This is a genomic window from Actinomadura sp. WAC 06369 (assembly GCF_003947565.1).
Classification (GTDB): Bacteria; Actinomycetota; Actinomycetes; order Streptosporangiales; family Streptosporangiaceae; genus Spirillospora; species Spirillospora rifamycini.
On the sequence record NZ_QHJN01000102.1, the window covers coordinates 15,823 to 29,814 of the forward strand.

Annotated in this window: 13 protein-coding genes; 7 read left to right on the forward strand and 6 right to left on the reverse strand. The window is 74.4% G+C overall.

Features of this window, described 5'->3' with window-relative positions:
- Nucleotides 1–68: 68 nt before the first annotated feature.
- The 3 genes from grpE to DMH08_RS25210 all read right to left on the reverse strand — a co-directional run bounded on the left by grpE (nt 69) and on the right by DMH08_RS25210 (nt 3,150).
- A complete protein-coding gene (grpE, locus tag DMH08_RS25200) occupies nt 69–788 on the reverse strand; it encodes a nucleotide exchange factor GrpE (RefSeq protein WP_034518521.1) in 720 nt (239 codons plus the stop codon).
- Nucleotides 782–2,638, reverse strand: coding sequence for a molecular chaperone DnaK (gene dnaK, locus DMH08_RS25205; protein WP_026403221.1), 1,857 nt, complete (start codon nt 2,636–2,638; stop codon nt 782–784). The genes grpE and dnaK overlap by 7 nt, the downstream gene beginning before the upstream one ends.
- 224 nt (nt 2,639–2,862) lie before the next feature.
- On the reverse strand, nt 2,863–3,150 hold the full coding sequence (locus tag DMH08_RS25210; RefSeq protein WP_125618179.1) for a hypothetical protein: 288 nt from the start codon (nt 3,148–3,150) through the stop codon (nt 2,863–2,865).
- A gap of 153 nt (nt 3,151–3,303) precedes the next feature.
- Between DMH08_RS25210 and DMH08_RS25215 the strand changes: the two genes are divergently transcribed.
- On the forward strand, nt 3,304–6,141 hold the full coding sequence (locus DMH08_RS25215; protein WP_125618181.1) for a S8 family serine peptidase: 2,838 nt from the start codon (nt 3,304–3,306) through the stop codon (nt 6,139–6,141).
- 108 nt (nt 6,142–6,249) lie between these two features.
- Nucleotides 6,250–7,206 carry a superoxide dismutase gene (locus DMH08_RS25220; RefSeq protein WP_199747999.1) on the forward strand — a complete coding sequence of 319 codons (957 nt, stop codon included), beginning with the start codon at nt 6,250–6,252 and terminating at the stop codon, nt 7,204–7,206.
- On the opposite strand, the gene DMH08_RS25225 is transcribed toward DMH08_RS25220, so the two are convergent.
- On the reverse strand, nt 7,176–7,814 hold the full coding sequence (locus DMH08_RS25225) for a TetR/AcrR family transcriptional regulator (RefSeq protein WP_158642392.1): 639 nt from the start codon (nt 7,812–7,814) through the stop codon (nt 7,176–7,178). The two genes, DMH08_RS25220 and DMH08_RS25225, sit on opposite strands and share 31 nt — an antisense overlap.
- An 84-nt stretch (nt 7,815–7,898) precedes the next feature.
- On the opposite strand from DMH08_RS25225, the gene DMH08_RS25230 reads away from it, so the two are divergent.
- Genes DMH08_RS25230 through DMH08_RS25250 form a run of 5 tightly spaced genes read left to right on the forward strand, consistent with a single transcriptional unit; the run spans nt 7,899 to nt 10,704 of the window.
- A complete protein-coding gene (locus DMH08_RS25230; protein WP_158642393.1) occupies nt 7,899–9,248 on the forward strand; it encodes an MFS transporter in 1,350 nt (449 codons plus the stop codon).
- Nucleotides 9,249–9,262: 14 nt separating this feature from the next.
- The gene (locus tag DMH08_RS25235) at nt 9,263–9,718 is read left to right on the forward strand and encodes a hypothetical protein (RefSeq protein ID WP_125618188.1); all 456 of its coding nucleotides are present in this window, start codon (nt 9,263–9,265) and stop codon (nt 9,716–9,718) included.
- Entirely contained in the window at nt 9,718–10,035 is a 318-nt protein-coding gene (locus tag DMH08_RS25240; RefSeq protein WP_125618190.1) for a winged helix-turn-helix domain-containing protein, read from the forward strand. The genes DMH08_RS25235 and DMH08_RS25240 overlap by 1 nt, the downstream gene beginning before the upstream one ends.
- A gap of 43 nt (nt 10,036–10,078) precedes the next feature.
- Nucleotides 10,079–10,318: a ribbon-helix-helix domain-containing protein gene (locus DMH08_RS25245; protein ID WP_026403217.1), complete on the forward strand. Its 240-nt coding sequence runs from the start codon at nt 10,079–10,081 to the stop codon at nt 10,316–10,318.
- Nucleotides 10,315–10,704 carry a hypothetical protein gene (locus tag DMH08_RS25250; RefSeq protein ID WP_026403216.1) on the forward strand — a complete coding sequence of 130 codons (390 nt, stop codon included), beginning with the start codon at nt 10,315–10,317 and terminating at the stop codon, nt 10,702–10,704. The genes DMH08_RS25245 and DMH08_RS25250 overlap by 4 nt, the downstream gene beginning before the upstream one ends.
- 3 nt (nt 10,705–10,707) lie before the next feature.
- Here the strand turns inward: DMH08_RS25250 and DMH08_RS25255 are convergent, their stop codons facing one another.
- Nucleotides 10,708–11,322: a TetR/AcrR family transcriptional regulator gene (locus DMH08_RS25255; RefSeq protein WP_051300856.1), complete on the reverse strand. Its 615-nt coding sequence runs from the start codon at nt 11,320–11,322 to the stop codon at nt 10,708–10,710.
- Between the two features lie 4 nt (nt 11,323–11,326).
- Nucleotides 11,327–13,408 (reverse strand): MMPL family transporter, encoded by a 2,082-nt coding sequence (locus tag DMH08_RS25260; protein ID WP_125618192.1) that lies wholly within the window; start codon nt 13,406–13,408, stop codon nt 11,327–11,329.
- Nucleotides 13,409–13,992 lie beyond the last annotated feature (584 nt).

The following is a 13,992-nucleotide window of genomic DNA, read 5'->3' on the forward strand; positions in this document are numbered from 1 at the left end:
CGTCCAGTCTGCCGCCCGGCGTCCGGCCCGTCCCGCCCCGCGCGGGGACGGGACGGGCCGTCCGTGCGTCACTCGTCGGACTTGCCGGAGCCGTCCGCCCCGTCCGCCGACTCCTCCGCCGCGCCGGCGGCGTCCTCGGCGCCCTCGCCGGCGCCGTCGTCGCCCGCGTTCGGGTCGGGCTCGGCGACCGCGACCCGCGCCGCGCGCAGGATCCGCTCGCCGATCCGGTAGCCGGGCTGCAGGACGTCCGCGACGCTCGTCTCCGCGACGTCCTTCGAGTAGGAGTGCATGAGCGCCTCGTGCACCGTCGGGTCGAAGGGCTCGCCCTTCTCCCCGTACTTCTCCAGCCCGAGCTTCCCGGTGACCGACTCGAGGGCCTCCCCGACGGACTTGAACCCGCCGGTCAGCTCGTCGTGGTCGCGGGCGCGGCCGATGTCGTCCAGGACCGGCAGCAGCTCCGACAGCACCTGCCCGAGCGCCTGCTCCCGGACCGCGACCCGGTCGCGGTCGACGCGCTTGCGGTAGTTGTCGTACTCCGCCTTGAGCCGCTGCAGGTCGGCCAGCCGCTCGGCCAGCTGCTCCTTCAGGGCCGCGGTCTCCTCCCCGGCCTCCCCGCCGCCGGACGCGTCCGCGGCGGGGGCCGCCGGGGCGGCGGGCTCGTCCTTCTTGTCCGCCCGCTTCCCGGCCGGCGGTGTACGGACTTCCCCTGTCTCGGGGTCGATGCGCCGCTTGTCGCGGATCACCGGTCCCTCCTTCTCCTCGCCCTCGTCGGGAGAGGTGCTCACGATGCGTCACCCTTCGGCTTGTCGTCGTCGATGATCTCGGCGTCGACGACCTCGTCGTCCTGGCCGCCCTGGGCGTCGGCCGTCGGGCCCGCGTCCTGCGCGCCCGCCTGCGCGCCCTCGGGGTTCTGGGCGTACATCGCGGCGCCCATCTTCTGGCTGACCTGCGCGAGCTTCTCCGTCGAGCCCTTGATGGCGTCGATGTCGGTGCCCTCGAGCGTCTTCTTGACCTCGGCGACGGCCTCCTCGACCTCGGTCTTCAGCTCCGCGGGGACCTTCTCGTCGTTCTCCCGCAGGAACTTCTCGGTCGAGTACGCGAGGGTGTCGGCCTGGTTGCGGACCTCGGCCTCCTCCTTGCGGCGGCGGTCCTCCTCGGCGTACTGCTCGGCGTCGCGGACCATCTGCTCGATGTCGTCCTTGGGCAGCGCGCTGCCGCCCGTGATGACCATCGACTGCTCCTTGCCGGTGCCCTGGTCCTTCGCGCTGACGTTCACGATGCCGTTCGCGTCGATGTCGAAGGTGACCTCGATCTGCGGGACGCCCCGCGGCGCCGGCGGCAGGCCGGTCAGCTGGAAGGTGCCGAGCTTCTTGTTGTACGCGGCGATCTCGCGCTCGCCCTGGTAGACCTGGATCTCCACGGACGGCTGGTTGTCGTCGGCGGTCGTGAACGTCTCCGAGCGCTTGGTCGGGATCGTCGTGTTCCGCTCGATGATCTTGGTGAAGATGCCGCCCTTGGTCTCGATGCCGAGGCTCAGCGGGGTGACGTCCAGCAGCAGGACGTCCTTCACCTCGCCCTTCAGCACGCCCGCCTGGAGGCTGGCGCCGATCGCGACGACCTCGTCCGGGTTGACGCCCTTGTTCGGCTCCTTGCCGGTCATCTCCTTGACCAGGTCGGACACCGCGGGCATCCGGGTGGAGCCGCCGACCAGGACGACCTGGTCGATGTCGCTCACCGTGATGTTCGCGTCCTTCAGCACCGAGTTGAACGGCGCCTTGGTGCGGTCGAGCAGGTCGGAGGTCATCCGCTGGAACTCGGCCCGCGTGAGCTTCTCGTCGAGGTGCAGCGGGCCCTCCGCCGAGGCGGTGATGTAGGGCAGGTTGATCTGCGTCTCGGACGAACCGGACAGCTCGATCTTCGCCTTCTCCGCGGCCTCGCGGAGCCGCTGCAGCGCCATCTTGTCCTTGGACAGGTCGACGCCGTTGGCGTTCTTGAACTTCTCGACCAGCCAGTCGACGACGGCCTGGTCCCAGTCGTCGCCGCCGAGGTGGTTGTCGCCGCTGGTGGCCTTGACCTCGACGACGCCGTCGCCGACCTCCAGCAGGGACACGTCGAACGTGCCGCCGCCGAGGTCGAACACCAGGATGGTGGCCTCGTTCTCCTTCTCCAGGTGGTAGGCCAGCGCCGCGGACGTCGGCTCGTTGATGATCCGCAGGACGTTCAGCCCCGCGATCTGGCCGGCCTCCTTGGTGGCCTGGCGCTGGTGGTCGGAGAAGTACGCCGGAACGGTGATGACCGCGTCGGTGACGGTCTCGCCCAGGTACGCCTCGGCGTCCCGCTTGAGCTTCTGCAGCACGAACGCGCTCATCTGCTGCGGGTTGAAGTCTTTGTCGTCGATCTTGGTCTTCCAGTCGGTGCCCATCTCGCGCTTGACCGACCGGATCGTCCTGTCGACGTTGGTCACCGCCTGGCGCTTGGCGACCTCGCCGACCAGGACCTCGCCGTTCTTCGCGAAGGCGACGACGGACGGCGTGGTCCGCGACCCCTCCGCGTTGGCGATGACGGTGGGCTCGCCGCCCTCCAGGATCGCGACGACCGAGTTGGTCGTCCCGAGGTCGATGCCGACCGCACGTGCCATGTTCTCGTCCTCCGTCGTTCGTCCGGTGTTTGCGCACCCGGTCGCGTTCCGCTGGTCGTCAGCGGCAGGGTGCGGCCGGTTGGGTCTCCAGTTCGCAAGGTTGCCCGGACGGCTCCTCGTTGTCAAATCACTTGAGTCGACTCGACTCAACTTTGCTGCCGCTCTCTACAACAGGACGTATGAGCCGCCTATTCCGGTTCCCCGGCATGTAAGAAATCCGGGGCTTACGGGACCTCTGGGGTGAATGCGGATGCCCCCTCCGGCAGAGAAGGGGGTGACGGATCCCGCCAGAGGAGATCGATGACCCACCAACGCCGGAGCCGGGCCCTGCTCGGCTCCCTGCTCGCCGCGGGCGCGAGAAGCGCTCGTTCCGCAAGGAGATCCGGCCGGACGGGCACGTCGTCGTCACCCCGGTCGACGTCGCGGGCCTCGTCGGCCGCGTCCTCGACCCCGAACTGTTCGACGTCACCGCGCTGATCGAGCAGGGCTACGACGACGCCCGCAGCGCCCACCTGCCGCTGATCGTCCGGCGGACCGGCGGCCCGCGCGCCCTGGCCGCCCTCGGCGGCACCCTCGAGACGACGAAGGAGCTGCCGAGCATCGGCGCCGTCGCCGTCCGGCAGTCCAAGAAGGACGCCCGCGGCCTCGGCGACGCGCTCGCCCGCATGAACGGGCCGTCGGCGAAGTCGGCCGGCGGCATCGAGCGCGTCTGGCTGGACGGCCGGGTCAAGGCGAACGTCGCCCCGACGGCCCCCGCGGCCCCGACCGCGCCCGCGGCGCCCGCCGCCGCCCGCCGCCTCGACCGGAACCTGGGCCAGATCGGCGCACCGGCCGCCTGGCGCGCGGGCTACACGGGCAAGGGCGCGAAGGTCGCCGTCCTGGACACCGGCGTCGACGCCGCGCACCCCGACCTCAAGGGGCGCGTCGCAGAGACGGCGAACTTCACCGAGTCGCCCGACGCCGCCGACCGCGTCGGCCACGGCACGCACGTCGCCGCGACGGTCGCCGGGACGGGCGCCGCGTCGTCCGGCGAGCGCACCGGCGTCGCGCCCGGCGCGAGCCTGGTGATCGGCAAGGTCCTCGACGACGACGGGTACGGCAGCGACTCCTCCGTCATCGCCGGGATGGAGTGGGCCGCCGCCCGCGCCGACGTCGTCAACATGAGCCTCGGCGGCGCCCCCACCGACGGCACCGACCCCCTGTCGCTCGCGCTGAACGACCTCACCGCCGAGCACGGCACCCTGTTCGTCGTCGCGGCGGGCAACGAGTCCCTGTTCGAGAGCGTCGGGTCCCCCGGCACGGCCGAGAAGGCGCTGACGGTCGGCGCGGTCGACGCGAGGGACGCGCTCGCCGAGTTCTCCAGCCGCGGCCCGGTCGGCGACACCGCCAAACCGGAGATCGTCGCGCCCGGCGTCGACATCGTGGCCGCCCGCGCGCAGGGCACCTCGCAGGGCGCCCCGGTCGACGCGCACTACACGAAGATGTCCGGCACCTCGATGGCCGCGCCGCACGTCGCGGGCGCCGCGGCGCTGCTCGCCGCCCGGCACCCCGACTGGGACCCCGCCCGCCTCAAGGCCGCGCTCGTCGGCACCGCCGACCCCGCCACGGGCGGCGACGCGTACGAGCTCGGCGCCGGACGGCTCGACGTCGGCGAGGCCGCGCGCGGGCGCGTCCACACCGCGCAGAGCATCGTCCACCTCGGCACGGCGAAGTACCCGGACCACGGCGCGCTGTCGACGAAGCTCGGCTGGACGTCGACCGCCGGCCGCCCCGTCGACCTCGCGCTCAGCGTCGAGGTGACCGACCGGAAGGGCCGCGCCGCGAAGGGCGCCGCGACCGTCCCGTCCCGCGTCACCGTCCCCGCGGGCGGCACCGGCACGGTGCCGCTGACCGTCGACGCGTCCGAGCTCGCCGACCGCCCCGGCCGGTACACGGCCGTCGTCACGGCCAGGGGCGGCGGCGCCGCGCTCGCCACCCCTGTGACCTTCTACGTCGAGCCCGCGACGCACACGCTCAGGATCGCGGCGACGCCGCTGCCCGACACCGACCCCGCGGACTTCGGTGTGACCGCGACGGTGGTCGACCTCGACGACCACTCGGTGTTCTACGAGTACGCCGAGAACGGGTCGGAGCTCCGCGTGCCCGAAGGCCGCTACGCCGTCCTCGGCACCGTGGACGACTACGGCGACTGGCGCTCGGCCCTCACCGGCGACCCCGAGGTGGTCGTCGATCGCGACACGACCGTGACGCTCGACGGCGCCGCGGCCGTCCGGGTCGGCGCCAGCGTCGAGGGCGTGCGGACGGAGACGGCGATGTCGGCCGCGGACATCGTCCGGGACGCCGGGGACGGGCTCTGGTACTACTCCGTGTACGCGTTCGACCCCGCCGAGGCGCCCGTCTACGCCCAGCCGATGGAGGGCGTGGAGACCGGCACGTTCAAGGCGTCCACCCAGCACCGGCTGACGGCGCCCGGCGCCGCCTACGACGTCGTGCACGACCTGGGCGACCGCATCCCCGCGGACCCGACGCGCGTCGTCACCGCCGCCGACCTGGCGAAGGCGGCCCGCGTCGAGCAGCGGTTCGCCGCGTTCAACGGCGAGACCGACCGTGCCATGATCCAGAAGCGCTACGGGATGAGCCCCGAGGGCCTGCTGTCGTTCGACGTCGGCGGCGACGCCCGTCCCGGCACCGTCCGCAACGACCACGTGGTGGCCCCGGACGGCTGGCTGTGGATGAGCTACGGCGGCGTCCAGTTCGGCGAGGAGATGTGGCTCGACCAGGGCACGTTCACCGAACTCGCGCCGGGCGAGCGGGTCACCCGCGAGTGGGGCCGCCAGCCGCTGCGGCCCGGCCCGTACTCCGGCACCGGCGTCTCGCCCAGCGCCTGCGTGCGCGAGCCGGCGGCCCGGACGCGCGGCACCCTGCGCGTCGCGCTCGTCGACCTCCAGGCCCGCCCGGAAGCCTTCGACTGCGGGATGCACGAGGTCAAGGGGCACATGACCCTGTCGTCCGGGGACGCGGAGCTCGGTGAGGCGAACGGGCCGTACGGCGACTTCACCGTCCCGTCCGACGCGAGCGAGTTCACGCTGACGTACGACAACGACGCGTCGGCGATCCTGCCGGTGTCGACCCGCACGTCGACGTCCTGGACGTTCCGCGCCCGCGCCCCGCGCGGCCACGGGAGCGAGAGCCTCCCGCTCCTCCTCGTCGACTACGACCTGAACTTCGACCTGCTGAACCGCCCGACCGGCGAACCGGCCGTGTTCACCGTCGCGCGCATGGCGGGCTCGAAGCGGTCGGAGGTCACCGGTCTCCGCTTCCGCACGTCGACCGACGACGGCGAGACGTGGACGCCCGTCGACGTGAAGGCCCTGGGCAACGGCCGCTTCAGCGCCCCCCTCCCGTCCGGCGAGGGCCAGTCGGTGTCCCTGCACGTCACCGCGGAGGACGCCTCGGGCGGCACCATCGACCAGACCATCATCCGCGCCTACACCGTCCACTGACCCCACGCTCGATCCGGTCGTTCCTCATCGGATCCATCGCGATCCGCGATGGATCCGATGAGGAACATGTGTTGGACTGATAGATCGGTTTCGTTCGACTCTGAGGGCATGCGACACCGATCGATCTCCGCAGTACTCGCCCTCACGCTGGCCGCCGGGGCGGGCGGTCCGGCTCACGCGGCCGAGGAGGCCCGCGTCCACGACGCCCGTCCCGCGGCCGCGTCCCCTGCCCGGTTCCCGGCGACGATCCGGCTGCCGGACGGCTTCCGGCCGGAGGGGATCGCGATCGGGCACGGCCCGTTCGCGTTCGTCGGCTCCATGGCCGACGGCTCGATCTACCGCGCCGACCTGCGCACCGGGCGCGGCGCCGTCGTCAGCCGGGGGCCGGGCACCCCCGCCCTCGGGCTGGCGCTGGACGGCCGCGGGCGGCTGTTCGTCGCGGGCGGCACGGGCGGCGACGCGCGGGTCCTGGACGCGCGCACCGGCCGGGTGCTGGCCTCCTACCGGCTGGCGACGGGCCCGGCGTTCGTCAACGACATCGTCCTCACGCCGGACGCGGCGTGGATCACGGACTCGACCGCGCCGGTGCTCTACCGGCTGCCGCTGCGCGGCGGCCGCCTGCCCCGGGCCGCGCAGCGGATCCCGCTCACCGGCGACCTGGTGTACGGCGACGGCTTCAACGCCAACGGCATCACGCGGACCCCGGACGGGCGGGGCGTCCTCGTCGTCCAGTCGAACACCGGCGGGCTGTTCCGCGTCGACCCGTCCGGGAGGACCCGCCGGGTGGACCTGCACGGCGAGTCGCTGCGGGAGGGCGACGGCCTGCTCCTGCGGGGGCGCACGCTGTACGCGGTGCAGAACCGGTTGAACGCGATCGCGGTCCTCCGGTTGAACGAGGCGGGCACCGAGGGGCGCGTCGTGCGGCGCGTGCGCCACCCCGGGGCGTTCGACGTCCCGGCGACGATGGCGGTGTTCGGGTCGCGGCTGTACCTCCCGAACGCCCGGTTCGACACGGAGCCGACGCCCTCGACGCCCTACACGGTGGTCGGCGTCCCGCTGCCCTGAGCGGCGGCGGTGAAGGCGGTGCGGAGGAGGCGGGACATGTGGTCGCCGACCTGGTCGGGGGTCCAGCCGCGGTCGAAGAGGGTCGCGGTGACGCCGTTGGCGATCAGGGCGAGCAGCATGTCGGACGCGGTGTCGACCGTCCAGCCGGGGGCGAGGACGCCTTCGGCGGCGAGCCGCTCGACGAGCGCGCGGTTCGTCGCGTTCCGCCAGTACAGCGCCGTCTCCCAGTGGCGCGCGGCGTCCGGGTCGGTGCGGGCCTCGCGCTCGACGGCGAGGGAGACGGGCAGGATGCGCGCCATGAAGTGCGCGTGCGCGTGCGCGAACGCGCCGAGGGCCGTCGCGGCGTCCGGGGCGTCGCCGACGGCGGCGAAGCGGCCCTCGATGTCCTCGGCCTCGTTGACGTAGGCGAACAGTTCGCTCACCAGGTCGGCGCGGGACGCGAAGTGCAGGTAGACGGCGCGGCGGGAGACGCCGGCGCGTTCCGCGACGGCCGCCATCGTCGCCGCGGCGACCCCCTCCTCCTCGACGATCTCGCGCGCGGCGCGCAGCAGCGCCGTGCGGGACCGGCGGCTGCGCGCGTTCCGCGGTTCCTCGATCGCCCTGGTCACCCGTCCATGCTCCCATTGCGGAGAAGTGCACACCATGTGTAGTTTTTGAAACTGCACATGGTGTGCACTTATGGAGGGGTCTACTTGTTGGTCCGGAGCCACTGGTGGCCGGTCGTGGGGTGCGGCCTGGTCGTCTTCATGGCGACGCTCGACACGAGCATCGTCGCCGTCGCGCTGCCCGTGCTCGAACGGGACTTCGGCGTCCCGACCGCCGCGACCGAATGGGTCGTCCTCGGCTACCTGCTGCCCCTGGTCGCCCTCACCCTGCCCGCGGGCCGCTGGCTCGACCGGACGGGCCCGCGCGCCGCGCTGCTGGCCGCCGTCGCCGGGTTCGCCCTCGCGAGCGCGGCCGCCGGACTCGCCCCCGCGCTCGGGTGGCTCGTCGCCGCGCGGCTGGCTCAGGGCGCGTTCGCCGGACTGCTGTTCGCGGTCGTCCCGCTCGTGGTGGTGCGGTCGGTGCCGGAGGGGGCGGCCGGACGGGCGAGCGCGCTCGTCATGACGCTGGGGCCGCTCGGCGCGGTGAGCGGGCCGCCGCTCGGCGGGCTCATCGTCGAGTTCTGGGGGTGGCCGTGGATCTTCTACATCAACCTCCCCGCGGCCGCGCTGGTCGCGGCGATCGCGCTGGCCGCGCTGCCGCCGGACGCGCCGCGGCGGCCGGGCCGCGACGTCGCGGGGGAGGCGGCGCTGCTCGGGGGCGCCGCGGCGGCCCTGCTGGTGTCGCTGTCGTTCACCGCGAGCCACGGCCCCGGCTGGCTCGCGCTCGCGCCGGCCGCCGTCCCGTTCCTGGCGGTGTGGTGGCGGACGGCCGCGAGCCGGCCGGTGCGGGCGCTCGCGCGGACCCCGGCGGCCGGGCCGATCGCCGCCGTCCTGCTGAACGCCCTCGCGATCTCCCTGGTCGAGTTCCTCGCGCCGTTCTACCTCCAGCGGACGCTCGGCCTGTCCGCGCTGGGCACGGCGGGCGCGATCCTCGCCATGCCGGTCGCGATGGTGCTCGGCGGCCCGGTCGGCGGCGTCCTGGCGGACCGCTGGAGCGCGGCGCGCGCCGCCGTCCTCGGGCTGGCGGTCGCGGGCGCCGGCGGGCTGTCGCTGGTGTTCGCCGATGCGGGCTGGCGCCCGGCCGACCTGGCGTGGCGGCTCGCGCTCATCGGGCTCGGCACGGGCCTGTTCGCCGGGCCGAACTTCGCGGCGATCATGTCGGGTGCGCCGGCCGGGCTGCAGGGCGGCGCGGGGGCCGCGCAGAGCCTCGCCCGCCAGCTCGGCTTCGCGCTCGGCCCGGCGCTCGCCACGGCGGTGTGGGCGTCGGCGGACTACTCGGCCGGCGGCCTGCGCGGCGCGTTCGCGGTGGGCGCCGTCGCGACGCTGGCCGCGCTGCCCGCCTGCGCCCGCGACTTTCCTCTCAGGAAAGTACGTGCTACTTTCCTCTCAGGAAAGTAACCGAAGGAGGGTCCGTGAACAGCAACGACGCCCAGGCCGCACTCGCCGACGTCCACCGGATGCAGGAGCGGTCGCGGGACGAGTACGTCCGGCAGCAGTTCACCTGGCCCTACCTGCTCCTCACGGCGCTCGGCGTGTTCGTCGCGCTCGCGTCGGGCGACCTGCCGGCGCCGTGGGGCACCGCGGCGTTCCTCGCGGCGGAGGCCGTCCTGATCGGCACCGCGGTGCTCCAGCGCAGGCGGGCGTCCGTCCGGCTGAAGGCGAAGGGCCCCGACACCCTGTTCGTGCTCGGCGGTGCCGTCGCGGTCATCGTCGCGTACGTCGCCTTCAACGTCGTCACGTCCCTCGGGGTCGTGGCGTTCGACCTGCCCGCCCCCCGGACGTTCGCCGCGGCCGGCGTCGCGCTGCTCTTCCTGCTCCTCGCCGGCCCCTCCCGGCGGGTCTACCGGTCGCTCGTGCGGCACGCCTGATGGACGCCGGCTTCGACGAGTTCCTGCACGTGCCCGCGCGGCTGTCGATCGTCGCGCTGCTCGCGCCGGCCGACTGGGCCGAGTTCGCGTTCGTCCGGGACGCCGTCGGCACGAGCGACTCGGCCCTGTCCAAGCAGATCACCGCGCTCGCGAACGCCGGCTACGCGGAGGTCCGGAAGGGGCGGGACGGCGGCGTCCGGCGGACGCACGTGCGGCTCACCCCGCAGGGGCGCGAGGCGTTCGCGCGGCACGCGGCGGCGCTGGAGGCCATCGTCGCCGCCGCCCGCAGCGCTCCCGCCGCAGACCGGAACTCCTGACCTATACACACTCGGGCGGGGGCGAGTGTGTATTCTCGGGGCCATGGCGCGTCTCAACATCACGCTCCCTGATGAGCTGGCCGCCACGCTCCAGGGGCTCGCCGAGGACAAGAAGATCGCGTCGGTGTCCGGGTTCCTCGCCGACGGCGCCCGCCTCAAGCTGTCCTACCTGCGGGACGCGGCGACCGTCGACGAGCTGTTCGGACCGCCGACCCCCGACGAGCAGGCCATGATCGACCATCTGGTCGACGAGGGAACGCCGCACGCCCGGCACGCCCAGTGATCACCGGTCAGGTCTTCGACGCGACCGCCCTCCTGGACCTGGCCACCGGCAAGACCATCTACGTGCGGGCCCGGCTGCGGGCCTCGATCGCGCAGCACGCGACGGTCGTCATCCCCGCCGCCGCGCTGGCCCGCGCGTGGCAGCTCGTCCCCGACCGGGGCCGCACGGTCCTGGAGCGCCTCCCCGCCATGCAGGTCGTCCAGGTCGACGACCTCGACGACGTCATCGCCCAGCAGACCGGACGGCTCGTCGCCGCGGCCCCCGACCTGCGGCTCGACATCGCGCAGGCCGCCTGGTCCGCCCGCTGGCGCCGCTGGCCGATCCTCACCGCCGCGCCCGACGCCTACACCGGCGTCCCCGACGTCCGGGTCGAGCCGATCCCCTGACCGTCAGAGCCCCGGCCCGAGCGGTTCGAGGGCCGCGAGCGCCGTGTCGACGGCGTCCGGCAGGTCCATCGACGGGTCCTCGGCCCACCGGACCATCAGCTCCAGGAACACCCCGAAGACCGCGCCGGTGAGCGTGCGGACCGCGGGGTCGTCCGGCGCGCGGCCGGTGCGCTCGGCGAGGACCTCGCCGAGCGCCCGCATCGTCGCCAGCACGTTCCCGAACGACGCGCCGCGCAGCGCCGGGACGTCCAGGATGAGGACGGCCCGGTCCCGCGCGGCGGCCAGGTCGGCGGGCGGCAGCGCCCCGAGCGTCGCGCGCATCGCGGCGCGCAGCGCCCCCAGCGGCGGGACGTCCGGCGGCTGGGCGCGCAGCGCCGCGAACAGGACCGGGTCGTAGTCGTCGCTGACGACCAGGTCCTCCTTCGTCGGGAAGTAGCGGAACACGGTGGTGTGCGCGACCTCCGCCTCCCGCGCGATCTGCTCGACCGTCGTCGCCTCGTACCCGTGCTCCCGGAACAGCCGCAGCGCCGTCGCCTGGATCAGCGCCCGCGTCCGGGCCTTCTTCCGCTCCCGCAGCCCCGGCGCCACCGCGCACCTCCCGTCCGTGCCTGCGGGCACGACACTACCGAGCGGCCGAACCGGTCGCCTCCCGCGCGGTGTCCCCGCCGTCCGGCGCGAGCCCGCGGCCCTCGACGTCCACCCGCGGCAGGGCGCGGTCGAGCCACCGGGGCAGCCGCCAGGCCGCGCCGCCGAGCAGCGCCAGCAGCGCCGGGACGATCGTCATCCGCACCGCGAACGCGTCGAAGAACACCGCGACGGCCAGCGCGAACCCGAACGACTGGAGCATCGGCAGATCGGACAGGACGAACCCGCCGAACACGCTGATCATGATGAGCGCGGCCGCCGTCACGACCCGGGAGCCGTGCGCGAGGCCCGCGACGACCGCCGGCACCGGCTCCGCGCCCCGCACGTGCTCCTCCCGCATCCGGGTGACGAGGAAGACCTGGTAGTCCATCGCGAGGCCGAACACCATGCCGATCATCATCACCGGCAGCAGGTTCACGATGATCCCCGACGCGTGCACGCCGGCGCCGTCCAGCCAGCCCCACTGGAACACCGCGACCACCGCGCCGAACGTCGCCGCGGTGCTCAGCAGGAACCCGGCGGTCGCCTTCAGCGGCACCACCACCGACCGGAACACGATCATGAGGAGCAGGAACGCCAGGCCCACGACGAGCAGCAGGTAGCGCGCCATCGCGCCGGCCAGCTTGCGGGACGTGTCGACGTCGATCGCCGTCTGCCCGGTCACGGCGACGCCCGGGCCGGTCCGCTCCCGGATCGTCTCGATGAGCTCCTCGGTCGCCGCGCTCGTCGGCCCGCTCTGCGGGACGACCTCGACGAGCGCGGTCCTGCCCGCCGCGTCGACCGCGACCGTCCGGACGGCGGCCACGTCCAGCCGCTCGACGGCGGCCGCCGTGCGGCGCGCCGCCGCGGCGGCGTCCGCGTCCTGCACCACCAGCGTCAGCGGCCCGTTGAACCCGGGGCCGAACGCGTCCGCGACCAGGTCGTACGCCCGCCGCTGCGTCGTGTCCGCCGGGGCGGTGCCGTCGTCGGGCAGCCCGAGCCGCAGGTCGAGCGCCGGGAGCGCCGCGACCGCCAGCGCCGCGACCGCGACCGCCAGCACCGGCACCGGACGCGCGGTGACGAACCGCCCCCAGCGTCCGGCGCCCGCCCGCACGGGGCGGCGGCCCGCCACCCGGCGCCCGGCGAACCCGATCAGCGCGGGCAGCAGCGTCAGCGCGACGAGCACCGACACCGCCACCGTCAGCGCCGCCGCGAGCCCCAGCTCCGTCAGGACCGGGATGCCCACGACCGCGAGGCCCGCCAGCGCGATGACGACCGTCAGGCCCGCGAACACCACCGCCGTCCCGGCCGTCCCCACCGCGTGCCCGGCCGCGTCCGCGGGCTCCCGTCCGCCGTGGACCTCGTCCCGGTACCGGGAGATGATGAACAGCGCGTAGTCGATCGCTACCGCGAGCCCGAGCATCAGCGCGAGCGCCGGGGTGTCGGAGTTCAGCGTCATGAACCCGGACGCCGCGACGACCGCCGACAGCCCGACGCCGATCCCGACGGCCGCCGACAGCAGCGGCAGCCCCGCCGCCGTCAGCGACCCGAGCGTCACCGTCAGCACGACCGCCGCGACCGCGACGCCCGCCAGCTCCCCGGCGCCCTCCTCCGGCGGCGGCACCGCGTCGCCGCTCAGCTCGACCCGCGTGCCCGCCGCCGCGGCCGCGTCCCGCAGCGCCGCCCGGTCGCCGTCCGTCAGCTCGTCCGCCGGGACCCGGTACGCGACCTCCAGCACCGCGACCCGCCCGTCCGGCGAGACGACCGGTTCCGCGACCCCCGCCACGTCCGGAACATCCCCGATCCGCCGGACGGCCGCGCGCAGCGCGCCCGCGTCCGGCGACCCGGCGAGGACGACCCGGGCCCGCGCCCCCGCGCCCGCGGCCTCCGGGAACCGCTCCACGACCAGGTCGTTCGCCCGCTGCGCCTCGGTGCCCGGCACCGAGAACGCGTCCTGCGTCGGCGCGGACAGCGCCGCCGCGCCCGCCCCGCACGCCGCGAGCAGCCCGACCCACACCACCGTCACCGTCCACCGCCGCCGGAAGCACCACCGCCCCAGCCGGGCCAGCACCACCGCCATGACTCCTCCAAAGCACTAGTCGAGTAGCAATTGTTAGTCGACTAGCATTTCGAGGTCAACAGGCGGCCACCCCTGAACCTCCAGCCGCCGGGTGGTGCCCCGCCTGGGAACGGGGGCCGGACGACCTTCAGCCGTGCGGCATCCGGGCCCGTGCCGTGACCGTCCTGTGCCGCCGGGGTGGTGGGCGAGGGGCGGACCTCAAGCCGGGCGGTGTCCGTGGGCGGCGCGGTGATCGGCTCGCGCCGCCTGGGTGGTGCCCCGGTTGGGGACGGGGGCCGGACGAACTTCAGCCGTGCGGCGTCCGGGCCCGTGCCGTGATCGGCCCGTGCCCGGGGTGGTGGGCGAGGGGCGGACCTCAAGCCGGGCGGTGTCCGTGGGCGGCGCGGTGATCGGCTCGCGCCGCCTGGGTGGTGCCCCGGTTGGGGACGGGGGCCGGACGACCTTCAGCCGTGCGGCGTCCGGGCCCGTGCCGTGACCGTCCTGTGCCGCCGGGGTGGTGGGCGAGGGGCGGACCTCAAGCCGGGCGGTGTCCGTGGGCGGCGCGGTGATCGGCTCGCGCCGCCTGGGTGGTGCCCCGGTTGGGG